An 18,306-nucleotide genomic window follows, 5' to 3' on the forward strand; every position below is an offset into this window, starting at 1 on the left:
GTGTGAGTCAAAAGGGTTCCGTCGATCCGCGGACACGAGCGCCCCGCCGGCCTACGCGAACAGGTCGCGCGCCTCACCGACAGCCTCGACCAAGGCGTCGATCTCCTCGACGGTGTTGTAGAGGTAGAAGGAGGCGCGCGCGGAGGCGGCGACGCCAAGCTCGTCGTGGAGTGGCTGGGTGCAGTGGTCGCCGGCACGGATCGCGACGCCGTAGTCGTTGAGGATGCTGGACAGATCGTGGGCGTGGACGCCCTCGACGTTGAACGCGACGAGACCGCCGCGGTCGTTGCCCGGCGGCCCGTAGATCTCCACGCCGCCGAGGTCAGTCAGCTCGTCGTACGCGTACTCCGCCAGCAGATCCTCGTGGGCCTGCACGTTCTGCATGCCGATCTCTTCCAGATACTCGATCGCGGCCGCGAAGGCGATCCCCTGCGCGATCGAAGGCGTGCCGGCCTCGAACTTCCACGGGAGGTCTTCCCACGTGGAGTCCGTAAAGGAGACGCGTCGGATCATGTCACCGCCGTAGAGGTACGGCTGCACCTCGTCGAGGATCTCCTCGCGGCCGTACAGCGCCCCGATACCGGTCGGGCCGCACATCTTGTGCCCGGAAAAGGCGAGGAAGTCCACGCCGAGGTCGTCGACGTCGACCGGCCGAGTCGGCACCGACTGCGCGCCGTCGGCGAAGACGTACGCGTCGTGGTCGTGCGCGAGGTCGGCCAGCTCCGAGATCGGATTGATCGTGCCCAGCGTGTTCGAGACGTGGACGACCGACACCATCTGCGTGTCGTCGTCGATGAGCTCCGCGGCGTGTTCCATGTCGAGCCGGCCCTCGTCGGTCACCTCGATGAACCGCACGTCGGCGCCGGTTCGCTTCCCGATCTGCTGCCACGTCACCAGCGACGCGTGGTGTTCCATCTGCGAGAGGACGACGTTGTCGCCCGGCCCGAGTTCTTCGAGCCCCCACGCGTATGCGACGAGGTTCATCGCCTCCGTGGTGTTTTTCGTGAAGACGATCTCCTCGCGGCCCGACGCGCCGATGAAGTCCGCGACGGTGTCGTGGGCCTCCTCGTAGGCGACGGAGGCCTCCTGACTCAGCTGATGGATCCCGCGGTGGACGTTGGCGTTGTAGCCGCGGTAGTAGTCCACAATCGTGTCGACGACCGGATCCGGCGTTTGCGAGGTCGCCGCGCTGTCGAGATAGACGAGCGGCGTGTCGTCGCCGGGACCCTCGCCGGGCGACTCCGGATCGCCGCCGACCAGCCGATCGAGGATCGGGAAGTCGGCGCGGACGGCCTCGACGTCGAACGGGTACTGTTCCTGAACTCCCATTACCCGGATCTGGGTCCCGAGCACTAACACACCTTCGGTCCGGTACGTGTTGCCAGTATCTGGGAGGCGAATCCGTATATAAATCGTCGTCCGGACGGTGAGACGGTTGGACAGCCTCGTCGGTCGATTGTAGTATTTGCGGCCGCTGGTGACGCGGTGGATTTTTCCAGCCATTCGGTCGGTCGTTTATAAATATGCGTCAGCGGATCGACGCCGATCCAGTCGCCGTCGCTGAGCGTGACGATACCCGGACGTCTTTCATAGCGGTAGCTTCCCGTGACAGGTGAAGACGATACCGCACTTACTGTGGAGAACTCTCTGCGCCGGGTGTTGTCGCCCACAGAAACTCCGTGTTACCTCGCTCTTTCAGTGTCGTTACGTCGAAACCGGCGTCGGTCAATCGTGAGATGACCTCGTCGACGTCGACGTGGTCAGTGTGGACCTCGATGAACAGTTCTCGGCACGAGTAGAGCGTTTCTTCACCCCCATCGAGTACCTGCAGTTCGGCACCTTCCACGTCGATTTTAGCGACGGTGGGCTGTGGGAGGTCTTCCTGTTGGACAATTGTGTCCACCCGCGTTACGGGGATTTCGGCGACATCGGTCGCGTCGTCCATGGGTACGACCGAGAACTCGCCGGTTCCAAGTTCTTGGTCGTGTCGCAAAGTCCTCTAGAGTTCAGTAGTAACTGACTCCCGTGAAGGCGGGGTTGCCTCTGGTGTCCAAACCGAGGTACCCCATGCACGCCACAATCGACGTGCGGTTCGAACTGAGTATCGACGACGACAAAACGCTACCGCTCGCCACGCTTGCCGAGGCCGTCACTGACCAGAACCTCGAAGCAGTCCTTCTCGAATCGCTGGTCGAGAGCCTCGACGCCGCCAGCGTCGAGGCGCTCTGTGGTGAGAAACACGCACATGGCAACGGTGACCAGCGCTTCCAACGCGCCGGCACCGACACCCGCACAGCTGTCACAACTGCCGGAGAACACGAGTTCTCTCTCCACTACGTCGAAGATACAGCCGCTTCCCCAGACGAATCCAGCTACTTCCGGCCCGTCGAAGACGTTCTCGACTTCGACGGGCAGAACCGCTATCAGCAGGACATCGCCGCCAAAAGCGTCGATCTCGCTACCTCGCTCAGCTATCGAGACGCTGCCAATCACGGCGACAGCTTCGTCTCGATGCCGTCGCCGACCACCATCAACCGCCATGCCAAGAAATACGGCCACAAGCTCAAACAGTTCCTTCCAGACTGTGTCGCTGGCACAGACGCTGACGCCGTCATTCCTGACGGGACAAAGTGCCACAGCCAAGACGACGACCGCTCGTCCCACTCCGTCCAAGCAACGCTCGGCGAAGACACCGCCGAAGAGTCACGCTCCCTGCTGGATCTGTCGGTCAACGCTGACTGGGACGAAACTGCCGCCGAACTCGATGATATCGGCGCAGTCACTGACGACGCGACGGTCGTCAGTGACGCTGATAGCGGCATCGTCACAGCCTTTACCGACGAAAACCGTGACCACCAGCTCGATCTCGTCCACGTCGGCCGAACGCTGGGTTACACCCTCTGGGACGATGGCGTCTTCTCCTTGGACCGTCGGAAGGAGATCGTTTCGGAGGTGATCGACGAGGTGTTCCATCTGAAGAACTCTGTGGCGAAGCATCGTCCAGCGGAGGAGTTCGCGGCGATCCGCTCGCGGATCGCGCGAACGAGAGAGCGATTAGAGAAGACAGCGTGGCAACTGGAGCAGTTCGGGTCAGCAAAGGCTGCAGGGTATCTTCGGCGGTGGCTGCCGTCGATTGTGACGTTCGCCGAGCACGCTGTCGAGGGGTTCGAGGTTCCGTGGACCTCGAACCCCGTCGAACGACTGATGGGCGAGGTCAGCAAGCGGTGCAAGAACCAGTGGATGCGCTGGACAGCAGAGGGATTGGAAGCGATACTCCAACTTCGGTTGGTGAAGTACGCCGACCCCGAGTACTACCAAGCGTTCCTCGACGAACTGCTCCAACGTTCGACCAAAACAGCAATCAACTGTGACCTCTCAATTGAGAGTACCAGCGGCAAAGTCTAGACCGCTTTGCAACACGACCAAGTTCTTGAGGGGACCGTCGTGGGTGGGCCAGTGATGCGGTCCCCTCGTAGTCAGCAACCGCAGTCTGATACACCGTAACGTCGATATCGTTTAAATCGACGTTTTCGCGCAGTCGAGTTGCCGTCCCTTCGTGCGGTTCAAACGCAACAACGCGGTCTGCGTGCTGACCAGCGAAACAGGTGTAGACACCGACATTTGCTCCGATATCATAGTACATCGTCGTCGGCTATCGATTCCAAGACCGCCTTCAGGATATCCGTCTCGTACATCAGCGTCTGAATCCGTCGAGACTCTCGACTCGTCCCGATATGAAATACCGCTTCGGTATCGTTGACGGTCTGATCGAGTGTCTCCACTTTAAAGAGCCAGCCCAGGAGCTGTTTCTGTGCTTCCGTACTGGACTGTTGTTCGGGGGAGGACGTGTCCACAATACGAACAACAACCGTTTCCCGACGCTTTGTTAGAAAGGACGTATTCGGAGAAATAGTGGCTTACTCTCTGGGACGGTGTTGGTCTACAGTGTCTTTGCGGAGTGCACCTCGAGCGTTCAGACGTACAAGTACGTTACCGTGCTTAAACGATAACGTGCCACACAGTCACCGACGCAGACCGGCCCCAGTTATAAATGGTCGTGTCGGCGTTCCGCGCTCCGTTCGTATTTCGACGCGACGACCGAACTAGTGCGCTTTTGAACGCGGAGGACCTCAGTCCGGGTATGACCGATACACTCAGGCTCGCTACGCGCGGGTCGGATCTGGCCCTCCGACAGGCCGGAACCGTCCGCGACGCGCTGTCGAGCCGCCGACGCGACGTGGAACTCCGACGCGTCGAGACCCGCGGCGACCAGATCCCCGACGAGATGATCCACCGCCTCGGCAAGACGGGGGCGTTCGTGCGAGCACTCGACGAGGAGGTACTCGGCGGCGACGCCGACCTCGCTGTCCACTCGCTGAAGGACGTGCCCACCGAGGGGATGGACGACATGGTGATCGCCGGCGTTCCCGAGCGCGCGCCCTCCGGCGACGTGCTCGTCCACCCCGACGGCCTCGGCATCGAGGACCTCCCGTCCGGCTCCGTCGTCGGGACCGGATCGCTCCGACGAACCGCACAGATCAAGGCCGCGCGACCGGACCTCGTCGTCGAGCCGCTGCGGGGCAACGTCGACACCCGGGTCGAGAAGCTGCTCGCGCCCGACCTGCAGGCGGAACACGAGCGGCGGTTGATCGCGTCCGGCGAGGCGAGCGCGGCGACGGCGGAAGGAAGCGACGATGACGACGCGGACGACGAGAGCGCCGACGCCGACGAGATCGACGAGGAGTTCGATCGCACCGTCGAGGAGTGGTTCGACTCGCTCTCGGACCTCGAGCGCTCGGCGATGGAGCGGAAGGTCGAGACGGAGTACGACGCCATCGTCCTCGCGGAGGCGGGGCTCCGGCGTTCGGAGCTGTTCTACGAGGTGCCGACGACCAGACTCCCCCGCGAGGAGTTCGTCCCCGCGGCCGGACAGGGCGCCATCGCCGTCACCGCGACCGACCCGGACGTGATCGAGGACGTGCGCTCCGCGGTCGACCACCCGCGGACCCGGGTAGCCGTCACCGTCGAGCGCACGATTCTCGGCGAACTCAACGGCGGCTGCGTCGCTCCGATCGGCGTCTCGGCGCTCGTACAGGGCGAGCACGTCCACACCCGCGTTCGCGTGCTCTCGACCGACGGCACCGAAGAGGTGGCCGACACCCGAGACCTCCCGATCCGGTCGCACGCGAAGGCCGCCGAGGAGTTCGCGGCGGACTTGGCCGACCGAGGAGCCGCCGAACTGATCGAGGCGGCGCGCGAGGAGACCCGCGCCGATGAAGAGGCCGACACCGATGAGTGAGGGAGACGGCGCCGCGGGCGACGGTGTCGGTACGGTCTACCTCGTCGGTTCCGGTCCGGGCGACCCGGACCTGCTGACGGTGCGGGCCGCCAAACTGATCGAGTTGGCCGACGTGGTCCTCCACGACAAGCTCCCCGGCCCGGAGATCCTCGGACGGATTCCGGAGGCGAAGCGCGAAGACGTGGGGAAGCGCGCCGGCGGCGAGTGGACCCCGCAGGAGTACACGAACCGGCGGCTGGTCGAACTGGCGCGCGAGGGGAAGTCGGTCGTCCGCCTGAAAGGCGGCGACCCGTTCGTTTTCGGTCGCGGCGGCGAGGAGGCCGAACACCTCGCGGAGGCCGGGATCCCCTTCGAGATCGTTCCCGGCGTCACCTCCGCGATCGCGGGTCCCGCGGTCGCCGGAATTCCGGTGACGCACCGCGACCACGCCTCCTCCGTCTCCTTCGTCACGGGCCACGAAGACCCGACGAAGGAGGAGTCGGCGGTCGACTGGGACGCGCTCGCGGCCACCGGCGGCACCATCGTCGTGTTGATGGGCGTCGGCAAGCTCCCGGCGTACACAGCCGAACTCCGCGACGCCGGCCTCGACGGTGACACTCCGGTCGCGCTGATCGAACGCGCGACGTGGCCCGACATGCGCGTCGCGACGGGCACGCTGGACACCATCGTCGAGGTCCGCGACGAGGCGGGGATCGAGCCGCCAGCGATCACCGTGATCGGCGACGTGGCCGCGACGCGCGAGCGGGTCGTCGAGTTCCTCGAAAACGACGATACGCAGGGTGACGACGAGTGAGCGACGGCAACTCCAATACCCCCCGCGTCGCCGTCTTCCGCCCCGCCGACGAGCGGATCGAGGACGCGAAGGCGCTGTTGGCGTCGCTCGGTGCCGACCCGGTGGCCGACCCGATGCTCGCGGTCGAGCCAACGGACGCGACGCCCGAGGATGCGCCGTACGTCGTCCTCACGAGCAAGACGGGCGTCGAACTCGCCGCCGAGGCGGGCTGGGAGCCCGGCGACGCGACCCTCGTCGCCATCGGCCCTGCGACCGCCGAGGCGGCGCGGGCGGCGGGCTGGACCGTCGACCTCGTGCCGGACGAGTACACCTCCGCCGGGTTGGTGGCGGCGCTGGAGGATCGCGTCGACGGCGAACACGTCGAGGTAGCGCGCTCGGACCACGGGAGCGACGTGCTCTTAGCGGGGCTCCGTGAAGCCGGCGCGACCGTGACCGAGACGGTGCTGTACCGGCTGACGCGCCCCTCGGACGCCGGCGAATCCGCGGCGATGGCCGCCGCGGGCGACCTCGACGCCGCCGCGTTCACTTCGTCGCTCACGGTGACGCACTTCCTCGACGCCGCGGCGGAACGCGGGGTCCGCGAGGCGGCGATCGAAGGGTTGAACGACGCCGTCGTGGGCGTAATCGGGCCGCCGACGGCGGAGACCGCCGCAGACAGTGGGATCGACGTCGACGTGGTCCCCGACGACGCCGACTTCGAGGCGCTCGCGCGAGCCGTCGCCGACGCGGTCGTCGAACGCTCCTCGGCGAAGCGGTAGGTTTCAGTACCGATACCGAGCCGGTTATCGGAGATCGTGTCCCGGAGATGCCGGGAAGTTCGAGATGATGAGAGTGGTTTTCGTGCGACCTCGATCTCGCTTATTTCTGCTCTGAATATCATATCCGATATCTAGGTGCGTACGTTTATTAGCCGACAGGTGAGAACGGTTAGCATGGAACCGAGCGACCGATGGTCGATCCGAGTCGACGACGGGGTGCTCGTCGTCGAATTTCCACACGGGACGGGCCTCTCGCCGTCAGACAGCGAGGCGCTGCTCGACCGGTGGCGGACGCTCGCAGTCGAGCGGCGGATCGACGCCGTCGTGCTCGTCGTGCGGACGTCGCGCCCCTGCTCGGACGCCGGCCGACAGATGCTTCGGCTCGCAGCGCAGGCCGCCGCCGCCCGCGGCGTCGGGCGGTTCGCGGTGGTCGCGGAGCGTCCCAAGCGGCGATACCTCGAACGGACGATGGACGTCAAGGGGATCGACGCCGAGCCGTTCAACGACGCCGCGACCGCAGTTCGATGGGCGAAGTGCCCATCGGAGCCGACCGCGTCCGTCGTCACCGAGTGAATCGGCGTCGCTGACAGCGTTATAACCAACAGCCGTGAGCAGCAGCCGCGCTACCGTCCGCTCTCGACTGCGACGTACATGTCTGTCGCCAGCCGCTCGGCGCGGTCGGCGTCGGCGGACTCGGCGTAGATCCGGATCTTCGGTTCGGTGCCGGAGGGGCGCACGAGCACCCACGCGTCCCCGTAGTCGAGACGGTAGCCGTCGGTGGTGTTCGGCTCCGCGTCCGCGGTCTCAACGTAAGCTCGCGCGGCTGACAGCATCTCGTCGCGCTCGTCGTCGTCCGCGTACTCGACGTTGCGCCGCACGAAGTGGTAGTCGGCGTAGGGGGCAACCACCTCGCTGACCGGGTCGCTGGCGGCCGCGAGCAGCTCAAGGAAGCGCGCGCCGATGTACGCACCGTCGCGCGAGAGCCGATACGGCGGGAAGAACACCCCGCCGTTCCCTTCGCCGGCGATGGGGACGTTCGTCCCCTCGTCGTGGAGGTCGCGCGTTCGCGTGATGATGTTCGTCGCTCCGATGGGGGTCAGCTCCAAGTCAGCATCGTTGGCGTTGCAGACATCGACGAGCCGCTGGGAGACGTTCACCGCGCTGACGACGGCATCACCGGGTTCGAGGCAGGCGTCTGCCATCACTGCGAACGAGGTGTCACCGTCGACGAACTCCCCGTTCTCGTCGACGAACACCGCTCGGTCCGCGTCGCCGTCGTGGGCGATCCCCACGTCGGCGTCGGTGGTCGCGACGAGCCGTTGAAGGTCGTCGAGGTTCTCCGGGACCGGCTCCGAATCCCGGCCGGGGAAGTGACCGTCCGGTGTCGCGTTCACGGTCAGCACCTCACAGCCGAGCTCTCGGTAGATCCGCGGCGACGACACTGACGCCGCGCCGTGGCCGGGGTCGACCGCGACCGTGAGGTTCGCGTCGGCGATCGCCTCGCGGTCGACCGCGTCGAGCAGCTGGTCGACGTAGTCGTCGACGGCGCACTCGACGCGGGTTGTAGCGCCCGCGTTCCGCCAGTCGGCGTGGTCGTACTCGTCGTCGAGGACGCGACGTTCGACGCGTTCGAGCACGTCGACCGACAGCTCCACGCCGTCGTCGCCGACGAGCTTGATCCCGTTGAACTCCGGCGGGTTGTGCGAGGCCGTGACGAGGACACAGGGAATGCCGGCCGACTCGCAGTAGTTGCCGACCGCTGGCGTCGGGACGACGCCGAGCCGGTCGACGTCGCAGCCGACCGCGGCCAGCCCGCTCGCAGCGGCGTTGGCGAACAGCTCGCCGGTGGTACGGGTGTCGCGGGCGACGGCGACCCGGTCGGCGTCCCAGGTCGTGCCGGCGGCCTTCGCGATTCCGAGGACGAGTTCCGGCGTGAGATACCGGAGCGCGACCCCGCGAATGCCGCTAGATCCGAACAGCTCCATGAGCGATCATGCGCCGGCCGACGGGAAAGCGGTTCCGAACCGGGGCGGGCGGGATGCATGCTGACACGGGCGGAGCCGACGCGTGCGGTTCAAACCGGCCGCACCCCAACGGGTCGCATGGAGCGCACGCGACGTGATCTGTTGGCGACGAGCGCGGCGACCCTCACGGCCGCCGGCTCGGTCGGGGTCGCGGGGTGTCTCGACTTCGCCGCGGGCGACGGCCCGCAGGGCCCCGAGGGGGTCCCAGAGACCCTGACCTGCGAGGACGACTCGTTCGTCCGGCTGACAGCCCCCTTCGACGAACCGGTCGAGGGGACTATCGTCGACGCCGCCGGGACGCGGTTCGAACTGGCGACGGAGGGGAACGCCGAGACGTACGGCCAGTCGATGCGGCTCGTGTTCCGCAACACCGGCGACGAGCCGGCGACGGTCCTCGGCAAACACGCCTACTCGCTCCAGCGCGAGACGGGCGAGGGGTGGCTCGACATCCGCGGGTCGCCCGCGGGCGAGGCAGTCGAGCTTCCTCAAGCCGAGGAGACGTTCGACGCGGGCAGCGCGTACATCTGGTCGATCGACCTCGAAGAGGCGGCGATCGCGTCGGCGGTCCCCGATCGGGATCTGGCGGTGTGCCCGCCGCTCGGGGCCGGTACGTACCGGTTCGTCTACTGGGGGATCCCGGACGGCCCGCCGCTGGGTGCCAAGTTCAAGCTGGTCGGGTAATCCGATGAAAAAGCGACGAGCCTTCTAGAACGCGGTCCATTCGGAGGGCTTCCCGACCCGGCCGCGGACGCGGAACTCTCGGTCGTCTCCCTCGACGCGGGTCTCGACGACCACGTCGAACGGCTCGTGGAGGGTATTGACCACCTGCTCGTCGTGGGCGGCCGAGTTGACCACGCCGACGAACGGCCATCCCTCCCCGGACGTCTGGGAGGTCATGACGCGAGTGAACCGGTAGATCCGCTCCGGATCCCAGTACATCAATAGCTGGGACAGCGAGTAGACGCCGACGGCGCGGTCGCGGCCGGCCGAGGACTCGACGACGTCGGTGAACTTGATCCCGATATCGGTAAGGTTGCCAGCGCTGGCGACGTACTTCGTCGTCGGCGTGTCGTCGCGTTTATCGCCCTGCTCGTGGGTGATGCAGTCGATGACGATCACGTCGTCGCCGTCACGGCCGGTGATCGTCTCGTAATCCTGTCGGATCTTCTCCGCGGTACGGCCGGTAGAGATGACGACCGGCCCGGTCGACCACTCGGCGAGCAGTCGGTTGAACAGATCATACTTCCCGCTCATCGGCGGCCCGGTGACGAGCACGCTGTCGGCGTCGCGGACAGCGTCGGGAAGTACGGTCATGTGTCTGGCTTGAGAGGGTATCGGGTAAAACCCTTCCGAGGGGTCACTTCCGGAGCATCGACGGGAGGTCGAGCGACGACGGGGGGCCCTCGCGGGGGCGCCTCGTGAGTGTCAGTTCCGTTATCGCTCCGGGGAGGGCGGCCGATACGGGCGATCCTCGGGGAGAGCCAGCGCCGTCGACGAGTTGGTCCCAGACCGCCTCGGCGTCGGCGGCCTCGGTGGTGGCTTCGAGCGCCTTGGTCCGCCCCTCGTCGTACGCGAGTTCGATCAGGCTCCGGTCGTACGCGTTCCCGAAGGCGTCGAGGACGCGGTCGAGTTCTGCCGGCCGCTCGCTGCCGACGCCGTCGGCGACGCCGAGCGCGAACGCGCGCTCGACCGCCTCCTCGCGGGTAAGCTCGTCCCACTCCGTGCCGAAGGTCCGGTCGTACATCAGTGGCTCACCGTCGCGGCCGAGCCGACCCGAAGCCCGCCGTCGGTGAACTCGATACCCTGAATATCGGTGTCGACATCGGTTCCGCGCATCTTCAGCACCTGGATCCCGCGCTGCATCCCGCCGTCTTCGAGGTAGTTGTGCATGAAGACGACGCCGTGCGCGAGGTAGTGCTCCTCCGAGTAGGCGCTCGGGTCGGTCATCTCCGAGATGAGCAGGGTGGTCGCGTCGGTCCGCTTCAGGGAGGAGAGCAGCTGGATCATCGTGTCCTCGTCGTCGTCGAGCAGGAACCGCAACAGCATGGTGGAGTCGAAGACGACCCGGTCGATATCGCGGGAGTTGATGAAGCCGGTGAGCCGGTTCGTCACGCCGGAGTGGTCCCGCCGTTCGCCCGGCAAGCCGAAGAACCGCCGGCCGTCCGAGGAGAAGGAGTCGAGGAAGGTGATCCGGTCGCTGTCGAGCGCGCGGTCGAACCCGAAGTCGTACCCGCCCATGTCGCGACGGATCCCCTCCTTCGTCTCGTGCATGCTGACGTACAGCACGTCTTCACCGTTGCGGGCGCCCTGCGCGGCGAACTGCGAGCAGAACGTCGTTTTCCCGCTGCCGGGGGGGCCGCTGACAACGTACAGGCGATTCTCCGGGAAGCCGCCGTCGACGAGAGCGTCGAACCCGGGAACGCCGCTTGAGGCGCGCATACCGATCGACTTGTCGGTAATCAGATAAGGGTTGCCTCCCGGTTCTCACGGGTGAGAACGATCGCGAACGATTTCGAGACGGCACGCGAGCGACCGATGGCCGGCCGCCGGCGACCGACGCGCTACGCTTCGGCCTCTTCGCCCTCTGCGCCGAGCTCGGCGGCGTCGAGATCTCCGATCTCCTCGACATCGGGGGAGACCCAGACCACGAAGCGGTCGTCGGACTTGACGATCCCGTTTACCCCCTTGTCGTCGACGGTCGTCGCCTGATCGACGTCTTCCGGAGCCACATCGCGGACCTGGAACACCTCGTCGACCATCCAGCCGACGGTGCCGCCCTCGTCGATCTCGTCGTCGTCGAACACGACGATCCGCTCGCGGGGGCCCTCCTCATCGATCGCGAAGAGCGTCTTCGGGTCGACGATCGTCGTCGTGCGTCCTCGCAGGTCCATCACACCCTCGACGTGGTCGGGGGAGTTGGGAATGCGCGTGAGTTCGCCGGCGTCGACGATCTCGTCGATGACCCCAATATCCAGACAGTACGTCCCGTCGCCCAGCCCGAACTCCAGTACCTTCGTGGGTTCGGCGTCCGTCTCGATGGCTGCCATGAGAACCTCTGCGGCGAAGATACCAATAACCGTGTCCCCTGAATTATCAGGTGTGATTACCGGGTCCGTGGATTTATGCTGATTCTGGGCCCGCTTCCGCACATGAGTAGGACGACGGATCGGCGAGGCGGTCGCGACGACTCCTTGCGGGTAGTTGTCGTCGACGACTCGCCGTTCATGCGAGGGTTGATCTCCGATCTCTTGACCGACGCGGGGGTCGCGGTCGTCGGCGAGGCGGGCGACGGCGCCGAGGCGCTGTCGGTGGTCGCCGAGACGCGTCCGGATGTTGTGACGATGGACGTCGAGATGCCGGGGATGGGCGGGCTCGAAGCCGTGGAACGGCTGATGGACGAGACGCCGACGCCCGTGCTGATGCTCTCGGCGCACACTGCCGAGGGCGCCGAGGTGACGTTTGAGGCGCTCGAACGCGGCGCGGTCGACTTCTTCTCGAAGCCCGGCGGCGAGGTGTCGACCGGGGTCTCCCGCGAGTCGGATCGGCTCGTCGAGGCCGTCCGGTCGGTCGCGGACGCCGACCTCGACGCGGCGACCCGCGACCGACGCGAGCGCGAGGCCGCCGACAGCGACCAGAATGCGACGATCTCCAGAGTGTCGACCACCTCGACGCCGCCCGCGACCACTGAGATCGACGGCCCGCTGACGGTCGTGATCGGCGCATCGACCGGTGGACCGAACGCGGTCGAGCGCGTCATGTCGGCGCTGCCGATGGCCGACTGCCGGGTTGTCATCGTCCAGCATATGCCGGAGGCGTTTACCGCGCGGTTCGCCGACCGACTCGACGAGGCCTCGGCGTACGACGTGCGCGAGGCGAGCGACGGCGCTCGGATCGGCTCCGGTGAGGCGCTCGTCGCCCGCGGCGGAAGCCACACCCGGATCGACAGCTACCGGTCGGGCCGGCTCCGCGTCAAGCTCGACGAAGACGACTCGCAATCGGTCACGCCCGCCGCCGACGTGACGATGCGCTCTGCGGCCGCAGTCGTCGACGGCCCACTTGTGGGCGTCGTGTTGACCGGAATGGGTGCCGACGCCTCAGAAGGGATCCGAGCGATGGCCGACGCCGGCGCGCGGACGATCGCACAGAGCGAGGACACCTGCGTCATTTACGGGATGCCGAAGCGCGCGGTCGAGACGGGCGGCATCGGCGAGATACACGACCTCGACGACGTGGCCGGCGCGATCGTGGGGGGTGAGGCCTGATGGACTCGCACCGCGCCGCGTTCGTCGCCGAGGCGGAAGACGGGATCACCGACCTGAACAACGCTCTCCTCGCCTTGGAGGCCGACCCCGAGGACGCCGAGGCGATGGACGACGTGTTCCGCGTCGCCCACACGCTGAAGGGCAACGCCGCGGCGATGGGCTACGAAGGCGTCTCCGACTTCGGACACGCCCTCGAAGACCTGCTCGACGCGGTCCGGCAGGGCGACCGCGAGGTGACGCCCGAGCTGATGGACCTGCTCTTCGAGGGGGTCGACACCGTCGAGGCGATGGTGTCGGAGATCGCCGACACGGGCGACGTGTCGACCGACCCCTCCGATCTGGAGGGCCGCCTCCGCGAGATGGAGGAACACGGGACCGTCGGCGGCGAGGACGGAGACGGCGACGCCGACTCCGGTACCGACGCCAGCGATGCCGACGATGCTGACGCAGACGGCGGCGACGAGGACGGTGGCGTCAACGAGGCCTCCGCCGATGAGGACCCCGAGAGCAGCGAGGACGACGCGGAGGATATCTCTGTCCCCGAACTCCCCGACGCGGCGGCCGCCCTCGACGACCCGGTCGTGTACGCAGACGTGACGATCGGCGAGGCCGCGATGGCGGGCGTCGACGCGGCGCTCGTGTTGCAGGCGCTCGACGGTCAGTTCGGCGAGTACGTCACGGTTCCCGGCCCCGAAGCGCTGGAAGACGGAGAGTACGACGAGCGGTTCGACGTCTTCGTCGCCGACGCCGACCCCGGGGTCGTCGCCGAGGGGCTTGGCGCGCTCACGCAGGTCGAGTCGATCGCGACGGGCCTCGTCGAAGATGGCGAAGATGGCGAAGATGTCGAACATGGCGAACATGGCGAAGATGGCGAAGATGGCGAAGATGGCGACGCAGTCGACGACGGCTCCGAAGCGGCTGTAGGTGTCGGCGGTGCCGACGACGCAGACGATGCGAACGAGAGCGCCAAAGACGACTCCTCGTCCAACTCCAAATCCGACTCTAACTCCGGTGACGAGATCAAGTCCATCCGGGTCGACGTCGATCAGGTCGACGAGCTGTACGGGCTCGTCGAGCAGCTGGTGACGAGCCGGATCAAGCTCCGGCGGGAACTGGAGGCGACCGACGCTCAGTCGGACACCTTAGACGAGCTCGATAAGCTCGCGTCCAGCCTGCAGGACACGGCGATGGACATGCGCCTTATTCCGTTCTCGCAGGTGTCGGACTCGTTCCCGCGGCTCGTCCGCGACATCTCGCGAGACCTGGGCAAGCGGATCGACTTCGAGATCGAGGGTGACGACGTGGAACTCGACCGAACCATCCTCACGGAGATGCGCGACCCGCTCGTCCACGTCCTGCGGAACGCGGTCGACCACGGGATCGAGACCCCCGAGGAGCGCGAGGTCGCCGGGAAAGAGCCGACTGGACACGTCAGACTCACGGCCGAACGCGAGCGCGACCACGTCATCATCGAGGTGGCCGACGACGGCGGGGGGCTCGATCCCGACCAGCTCCGCGAGAAGGCGGTCGACGAGGGCGTCAAGAGCCGCGAGGCGGTCGAGGCGATGGAGAACGAGGAGGTGTACGACCTCGTCTTCCACCCCGGCTTCTCCACCGCGGAGGAGGTGACCGACGTCTCCGGGCGCGGCGTTGGGATGGACGTGGTCCGGACGACCGCCCGCGACCTCGACGGCTCCGTCTCAGTCGAGAGTGAACCGGGCGAGGGAACAACGGTCCAGTTCCGGCTCCCGGTCACCGTCGCCATCGTGAAGGTGATGTTCGTCGACGTGGGCGGCACGGAGTACGGGATCCCGATCAAGTCGATCGCCGAGGTCGCCCGCGCGGACGATGTAGAAGAGGTCCACGGCGACGAGATCGTCCGCCACGAGGACGATCTCTACCCCGTGATCCGACTGAACGAGCGGCTCGCGAACGGCGGCGCTACGGCGGCCGGGCCGGGAGACGACGATCCCACAGACGGCGACGCCGCCGGAGGTGACGCCGCGGCCGCGACGACCGACGGCGGCGTGACCGACGAGGGGATGCTCGTGCGGATCCGGGAGGAGACGCGGCAGGTTGCGCTCCACTGCGACGCCGTGCTCGATCAGGAGGAAGTGGTCGTGAAACCGCTCGATGGGCCGTTGTCGGGAACACCGGGGCTCAGCGGCACGGCGGTCCTCGGCGATGGCGATGTCGTGGCCGTCCTCGACGTGGTGAGCCTATGAGCGGCGAGAGCGAGACGCCCTTCGAGGGCGTCCTCAGGCAGATAAACGACACCGTGCCGTTCGAGCCCGGGTACTACAACGAGTCGTACCTTGACCGCCGGATCACCGCCCGGATGCGCCGGCGCGACACCGAGTCGCACACCGAGTACGAGCGGCTGCTCCGGGAGGACGACGGCGAGCGCGAGGCGCTGATGGACGCGCTCACGATCAACGTGACGGAGTTCTTCCGCAACCCGGAGATGTGGGACGCGCTCCGCGGCGTGCTCCGCGAGCGGACGAGCGAACAGCGCCGGGTCCGCGTCTGGTCGGCTCCCTCGGCGGACGGTCGGGAGCCGTACTCGGTCGCGATGTTGGCCTGCGACGACCCCGAGATCGACGAGTCACGCGTCGAGGTGCTCGGCTCCGATATCAGCGAGGAGGCGCTCGACAGCGCCCGCGAGGGCGTCTACCACACTACCCGCACGACCGACATCGCCGAGGAGCTGGAGCCGCTCTCGGACCCTGACCGCTACGTCGAGCGCGACGAGGACGCGTTTCGGGTGCGCTCGGAAGTCCAGCGGCTCGTCGACTTCGAGGCGCACGACCTGATCCGCGATGGCGCCCGCGATCCCTTCGACGTGGTGTTGTGCCGCAACCTGCTGATCTACATCGACGTCGACCACAAGGGGGCGCTGTTCGACACGCTCGAAGCGTCGCTCGCGGACGACGGTGTGCTCGTGCTCGGCATGACCGAGAGCGTCCCGCCGGACCGCTCGGACAGGTACGAGCCGATCGACAAGCGCCGACGGGTGTTTCGGAGGGTCTGATGTCGCTGTACCAGCACGCGCGAGATGGGAACGCCGAGCGGCTCAGAGACGCCATGGGCAGCGACAGCGCCGCGGTCCGGAAGCGTGCGGCCGAGTTCCTCGGCGAGGTCGCCGACCACGGCGACCAGCCGTCTATCGACGTACTCCTGCGCGCCGCGACCGGGGACGAGGACGCACAGGTCCGCGGGGGCGCTGTCGATGCGCTCGACGAGATCGGTGAGGCGGCGCTCGAACAGCTCCTCTCGGAGCTCACCGGCACCAAAGGGTCCGAGGCGGAGTGGGTCACCGCCCGGAAGTTCGCCCGCGCGCTGCAGGCCGACCGCCCGGAGCTACGGATGGCCGCCGCCAACGCGCTCGGCCGACTCGACGACGGGAGCGGTCTCCAGCACCTCGTCGAGGCGCTCGACGACGAGGACGCCCGCGTCAGGCTCCGGGCGTGTCAGGCCTGCGGGACCTTCGCCGATCCGCGTGCAATCCCCGGGCTGACCGAGCGGCTCGACGACGAGCCGCGAGTCCGGCGGGCCGCCGCCAACGCCCTCGGAAACATCGGTACCGATCGGGCGCTTTCTCCCCTCCTGGACCTGCTCGACGACGCCGACGAGTCACTCCGGCGCATCGCCGCCGGCGCGCTCGGGAAGGCGAACAACCCCGAGCCGGTCGAGCCGCTGGCGCGCGCGCTCGGCGACGAGAGCGCGGTAGTGCGCAACGCCGCGGTGTACTCGATCATCGAGCTGCTCTCGAACGTACCGACTCAGCAGAGCCACGCGGTCCGCGATCGAGTCGTCTCCGAGCTGAAGCAGGCCGACGACGAGACGGTCGTCGAGCCGCTGGTAGAGATCCTCACAGACGGCCAACAGAGCCGCCAGCGACGGAACGCGGCGTGGATCCTCGGCCGCGTCGCAGAACGGGAGTCGACGGTCGCAGTCGAGGCGCTCGCGGACGCGCTCGCGGACGACGACGCGCAGACCGCGCAGTTCGCGGCCACCAGCCTCAAGAGCCTCGGCGGGCCGATCGTCGAGGACCGCCTCCTCGACCGGCTCGGAACCGAACACCCCGAGGACGCCCGGGCGAAGGCGGTGTTCGTGCTCGGTCAGGTGGGTGGACAGGAGACGCTCAACCGGCTCGAAGAGTTCACTGACGACGAGAGCCCTGCGGTCCGGAAGCGGGTGTTCTCGGCAGTCTCGAAGCTCCGGGCCGGGGGTCCGTAAATGTCCGACAGCGACGGCGAGTACAAGGTGACAGACACCCAGGGACGGTTCGCGGTCGCCGTCCGCGAGGGACGGAAGGTGAGCGACGTCTCGTGGACGCCGGGCCGGGTGCTCCTCTCGAACCGGCGGCTGATCCTCGCGGGCAACGACGGAAAGCGCACGATCCCCCTCTCGAAGCTTCGGGGGCTGGGGGGGCGCCACGACGCCAACCAGTCGGTCGCGCGGGTCTCCAACTACGTCAGCTTCGACCTCGGCGATCAGGTGCTGATCGTCGCTGCCTCGGATCACGAGGCGTTCGAGCGCGACGTGTACCGAGCGCTGCTCGACCAGCGAACGGTAACCGCGAAACACCCCGCGATCGAGGGCGGCGTCGTTCAGGAGACCGAGTGGGAGCAGGCGCGGGTGAAGATCGACGAGAACGGGCTCAACGCGGCCTTGGAGAGCGGCGCGTTCGTGAAGTTCGACCTCGACGACATCAGCGGACTCGACGCCGCGAAACGCACCGTCAACGGCGAGAAGAAGCCCGTGATAGAGGTGTCACACACCGACGACGAGGGGACGAGCATCGAGACCCACATCGCCGGCGACCCCAACCGGATGCGGTTCGTCGAGGCGTGGCTCCAGAAAGGCGAAGAGCGCAGTTCGACGAACGTTGACCTCTCCAGCCGTGACCGGGAGGTGTTGATGGCGCTGTACTCCGGCGTCTCACCGTTCGAGATCCCGTCGTTCCTCGGAATGGAGGTTGACGGAGTCGAGGAGACGTTCGAGCGACTGATCGATCTCGAAGTGGTCGAAGAGGTGCGGGTGCGTCGCGAGGTGGCGTTGAACTCTCGCGGCCGCAACATCGCCAGTGAGGCGATGAACGAGCAGTAGACGGTCCGATATCTCACTGGCGGGCCGAATGGCGAACAGCCGGCGCAGCCGCTTCCCC

Annotated in this window: 19 protein-coding genes; 11 read left to right on the forward strand and 8 right to left on the reverse strand. The window is 67.0% G+C overall.

Annotated features, from left to right (window positions below):
• Positions 1 to 51: 51 nt before the first annotated feature.
• Both HLAC_RS11170 and HLAC_RS11175 read right to left on the reverse strand, forming a co-directional pair.
• A complete protein-coding gene (locus HLAC_RS11170) occupies positions 52 to 1,329 on the reverse strand; it encodes an aminotransferase class V-fold PLP-dependent enzyme (RefSeq protein ID WP_015910946.1) in 1,278 nt (425 codons plus the stop codon).
• A gap of 301 nt (positions 1,330 to 1,630) precedes the next feature.
• On the reverse strand, positions 1,631 to 1,993 hold the full coding sequence (locus HLAC_RS11175) for an FkbM family methyltransferase (RefSeq protein ID WP_088901234.1): 363 nt from the start codon (positions 1,991 to 1,993) through the stop codon (positions 1,631 to 1,633).
• A gap of 74 nt (positions 1,994 to 2,067) precedes the next feature.
• Here HLAC_RS11175 and HLAC_RS11180 point away from each other — a divergent pair, with 74 nt between their 5' ends.
• Positions 2,068 to 3,405 carry an ISH6-like element ISHla10 family transposase gene (locus tag HLAC_RS11180; protein WP_015910948.1) on the forward strand — a complete coding sequence of 446 codons (1,338 nt, stop codon included), beginning with the start codon at positions 2,068 to 2,070 and terminating at the stop codon, positions 3,403 to 3,405.
• On the opposite strand, the gene HLAC_RS19980 is transcribed toward HLAC_RS11180, so the two are convergent.
• Entirely contained in the window at positions 3,362 to 3,643 is a 282-nt protein-coding gene (locus HLAC_RS19980) for an FkbM family methyltransferase (protein ID WP_079892107.1), read from the reverse strand. The two genes, HLAC_RS11180 and HLAC_RS19980, sit on opposite strands and share 44 nt — an antisense overlap.
• 498 nt (positions 3,644 to 4,141) lie before the next feature.
• On the opposite strand from HLAC_RS19980, the gene hemC reads away from it, so the two are divergent.
• The 4 genes from hemC (at position 4,142) to HLAC_RS11205 (ending at position 7,423) form a co-directional block, all read left to right on the forward strand.
• Positions 4,142 to 5,299 (forward strand): hydroxymethylbilane synthase, encoded by a 1,158-nt coding sequence (gene hemC / locus HLAC_RS11190; RefSeq protein ID WP_015910949.1) that lies wholly within the window; start codon positions 4,142 to 4,144, stop codon positions 5,297 to 5,299.
• A complete protein-coding gene (cobA, locus tag HLAC_RS11195) occupies positions 5,292 to 6,092 on the forward strand; it encodes a uroporphyrinogen-III C-methyltransferase (RefSeq protein ID WP_015910950.1) in 801 nt (266 codons plus the stop codon). The genes hemC and cobA overlap by 8 nt, the downstream gene beginning before the upstream one ends.
• Complete coding sequence (locus HLAC_RS11200) at positions 6,089 to 6,850, forward strand: uroporphyrinogen-III synthase (protein ID WP_015910951.1); 762 nt, start codon at positions 6,089 to 6,091, stop codon at positions 6,848 to 6,850. The genes cobA and HLAC_RS11200 overlap by 4 nt, the downstream gene beginning before the upstream one ends.
• Positions 6,851 to 7,024: 174 nt before the next feature.
• On the forward strand, positions 7,025 to 7,423 hold the full coding sequence (locus tag HLAC_RS11205; protein ID WP_015910952.1) for a hypothetical protein: 399 nt from the start codon (positions 7,025 to 7,027) through the stop codon (positions 7,421 to 7,423).
• A 50-nt stretch (positions 7,424 to 7,473) separates the two neighbouring features.
• Here HLAC_RS11205 and glmM read toward each other — a convergent pair whose 3' ends face one another.
• Positions 7,474 to 8,835 carry a phosphoglucosamine mutase gene (gene glmM, locus HLAC_RS11210; RefSeq protein ID WP_015910953.1) on the reverse strand — a complete coding sequence of 454 codons (1,362 nt, stop codon included), beginning with the start codon at positions 8,833 to 8,835 and terminating at the stop codon, positions 7,474 to 7,476.
• Between the two features lie 117 nt (positions 8,836 to 8,952).
• Between glmM and HLAC_RS11215 the strand changes: the two genes are divergently transcribed.
• Positions 8,953 to 9,555, forward strand: a complete 603-nt coding sequence (locus tag HLAC_RS11215; protein WP_015910954.1) for a hypothetical protein — start codon at positions 8,953 to 8,955, stop codon at positions 9,553 to 9,555.
• Positions 9,556 to 9,579: 24 nt separating this feature from the next.
• Here HLAC_RS11215 and HLAC_RS11220 read toward each other — a convergent pair whose 3' ends face one another.
• The 4 genes from HLAC_RS11220 to HLAC_RS11235 form a co-directional block, all read right to left on the reverse strand.
• A complete protein-coding gene (locus HLAC_RS11220; protein WP_015910955.1) occupies positions 9,580 to 10,188 on the reverse strand; it encodes a DUF7504 family protein in 609 nt (202 codons plus the stop codon).
• Positions 10,189 to 10,231: 43 nt separating this feature from the next.
• Positions 10,232 to 10,618 carry a DUF8057 family protein gene (locus HLAC_RS11225; RefSeq protein WP_015910956.1) on the reverse strand — a complete coding sequence of 129 codons (387 nt, stop codon included), beginning with the start codon at positions 10,616 to 10,618 and terminating at the stop codon, positions 10,232 to 10,234.
• Complete coding sequence (locus tag HLAC_RS11230; RefSeq protein ID WP_015910957.1) at positions 10,618 to 11,313, reverse strand: RAD55 family ATPase; 696 nt, start codon at positions 11,311 to 11,313, stop codon at positions 10,618 to 10,620. Before HLAC_RS11230 ends, HLAC_RS11225 begins: the two co-directional genes overlap by 1 nt.
• A 122-nt stretch (positions 11,314 to 11,435) precedes the next feature.
• Positions 11,436 to 11,921 (reverse strand): chemotaxis protein CheW, encoded by a 486-nt coding sequence (locus tag HLAC_RS11235; protein WP_015910958.1) that lies wholly within the window; start codon positions 11,919 to 11,921, stop codon positions 11,436 to 11,438.
• Positions 11,922 to 12,023: 102 nt separating this feature from the next.
• On the opposite strand from HLAC_RS11235, the gene cheB reads away from it, so the two are divergent.
• The 5 genes from cheB to HLAC_RS11260 are packed head-to-tail and all read left to right on the forward strand — an operon-like array spanning position 12,024 to position 18,248.
• Positions 12,024 to 13,136 (forward strand): chemotaxis-specific protein-glutamate methyltransferase CheB, encoded by a 1,113-nt coding sequence (cheB, locus tag HLAC_RS11240; protein ID WP_170933362.1) that lies wholly within the window; start codon positions 12,024 to 12,026, stop codon positions 13,134 to 13,136.
• Positions 13,136 to 15,361, forward strand: coding sequence for a chemotaxis protein CheA (locus HLAC_RS11245; RefSeq protein ID WP_015910960.1), 2,226 nt, complete (start codon positions 13,136 to 13,138; stop codon positions 15,359 to 15,361). The genes cheB and HLAC_RS11245 overlap by 1 nt, the downstream gene beginning before the upstream one ends.
• Positions 15,358 to 16,167, forward strand: a complete 810-nt coding sequence (locus HLAC_RS11250) for a CheR family methyltransferase (RefSeq protein WP_015910961.1) — start codon at positions 15,358 to 15,360, stop codon at positions 16,165 to 16,167. Before HLAC_RS11245 ends, HLAC_RS11250 begins: the two co-directional genes overlap by 4 nt.
• Positions 16,167 to 17,375 carry a HEAT repeat domain-containing protein gene (locus tag HLAC_RS11255; protein ID WP_015910962.1) on the forward strand — a complete coding sequence of 403 codons (1,209 nt, stop codon included), beginning with the start codon at positions 16,167 to 16,169 and terminating at the stop codon, positions 17,373 to 17,375. Before HLAC_RS11250 ends, HLAC_RS11255 begins: the two co-directional genes overlap by 1 nt.
• Positions 17,376 to 18,248 (forward strand): CheF family chemotaxis protein, encoded by an 873-nt coding sequence (locus HLAC_RS11260; RefSeq protein ID WP_015910963.1) that lies wholly within the window; start codon positions 17,376 to 17,378, stop codon positions 18,246 to 18,248.
• The last annotated feature ends 58 nt before the right edge of the window (positions 18,249 to 18,306 follow it).

It is taken from the genome of Halorubrum lacusprofundi ATCC 49239 (assembly GCF_000022205.1).
Taxonomy (GTDB): Archaea; Halobacteriota; Halobacteria; order Halobacteriales; family Haloferacaceae; genus Halorubrum; species Halorubrum lacusprofundi.

What these genes read in the sequence shown, in the direction of transcription:
- HLAC_RS11170 (WP_015910946.1), bottom strand. Translation starts at nt 1,329, where the DNA reads ATGGGAGTTCAGGAACAGTACCCGTTCGACGTCGAGGCCGTCCGCGCC.
- HLAC_RS11180 (WP_015910948.1), top strand. Translation starts at nt 2,068, where the DNA reads ATGCACGCCACAATCGACGTGCGGTTCGAACTGAGTATCGACGACGAC.
- HLAC_RS19980 (WP_079892107.1), bottom strand. Translation starts at nt 3,643, where the DNA reads ATGTACTATGATATCGGAGCAAATGTCGGTGTCTACACCTGTTTCGCT.
- hemC (WP_015910949.1), top strand. Translation starts at nt 4,142, where the DNA reads ATGACCGATACACTCAGGCTCGCTACGCGCGGGTCGGATCTGGCCCTC.
- cobA (WP_015910950.1), top strand. Translation starts at nt 5,292, where the DNA reads ATGAGTGAGGGAGACGGCGCCGCGGGCGACGGTGTCGGTACGGTCTAC.
- HLAC_RS11205 (WP_015910952.1), top strand. Translation starts at nt 7,025, where the DNA reads ATGGAACCGAGCGACCGATGGTCGATCCGAGTCGACGACGGGGTGCTC.
- glmM (WP_015910953.1), bottom strand. Translation starts at nt 8,835, where the DNA reads ATGGAGCTGTTCGGATCTAGCGGCATTCGCGGGGTCGCGCTCCGGTAT.
- HLAC_RS11215 (WP_015910954.1), top strand. Translation starts at nt 8,953, where the DNA reads ATGGAGCGCACGCGACGTGATCTGTTGGCGACGAGCGCGGCGACCCTC.
- HLAC_RS11220 (WP_015910955.1), bottom strand. Translation starts at nt 10,188, where the DNA reads ATGACCGTACTTCCCGACGCTGTCCGCGACGCCGACAGCGTGCTCGTC.
- HLAC_RS11225 (WP_015910956.1), bottom strand. Translation starts at nt 10,618, where the DNA reads ATGTACGACCGGACCTTCGGCACGGAGTGGGACGAGCTTACCCGCGAG.
- HLAC_RS11230 (WP_015910957.1), bottom strand. Translation starts at nt 11,313, where the DNA reads ATGCGCGCCTCAAGCGGCGTTCCCGGGTTCGACGCTCTCGTCGACGGC.
- HLAC_RS11235 (WP_015910958.1), bottom strand. Translation starts at nt 11,921, where the DNA reads ATGGCAGCCATCGAGACGGACGCCGAACCCACGAAGGTACTGGAGTTC.
- cheB (WP_170933362.1), top strand. Translation starts at nt 12,024, where the DNA reads ATGAGTAGGACGACGGATCGGCGAGGCGGTCGCGACGACTCCTTGCGG.
- HLAC_RS11245 (WP_015910960.1), top strand. Translation starts at nt 13,136, where the DNA reads ATGGACTCGCACCGCGCCGCGTTCGTCGCCGAGGCGGAAGACGGGATC.
- HLAC_RS11250 (WP_015910961.1), top strand. Translation starts at nt 15,358, where the DNA reads ATGAGCGGCGAGAGCGAGACGCCCTTCGAGGGCGTCCTCAGGCAGATA.
- HLAC_RS11255 (WP_015910962.1), top strand. Translation starts at nt 16,167, where the DNA reads ATGTCGCTGTACCAGCACGCGCGAGATGGGAACGCCGAGCGGCTCAGA.
- HLAC_RS11260 (WP_015910963.1), top strand. Translation starts at nt 17,376, where the DNA reads ATGTCCGACAGCGACGGCGAGTACAAGGTGACAGACACCCAGGGACGG.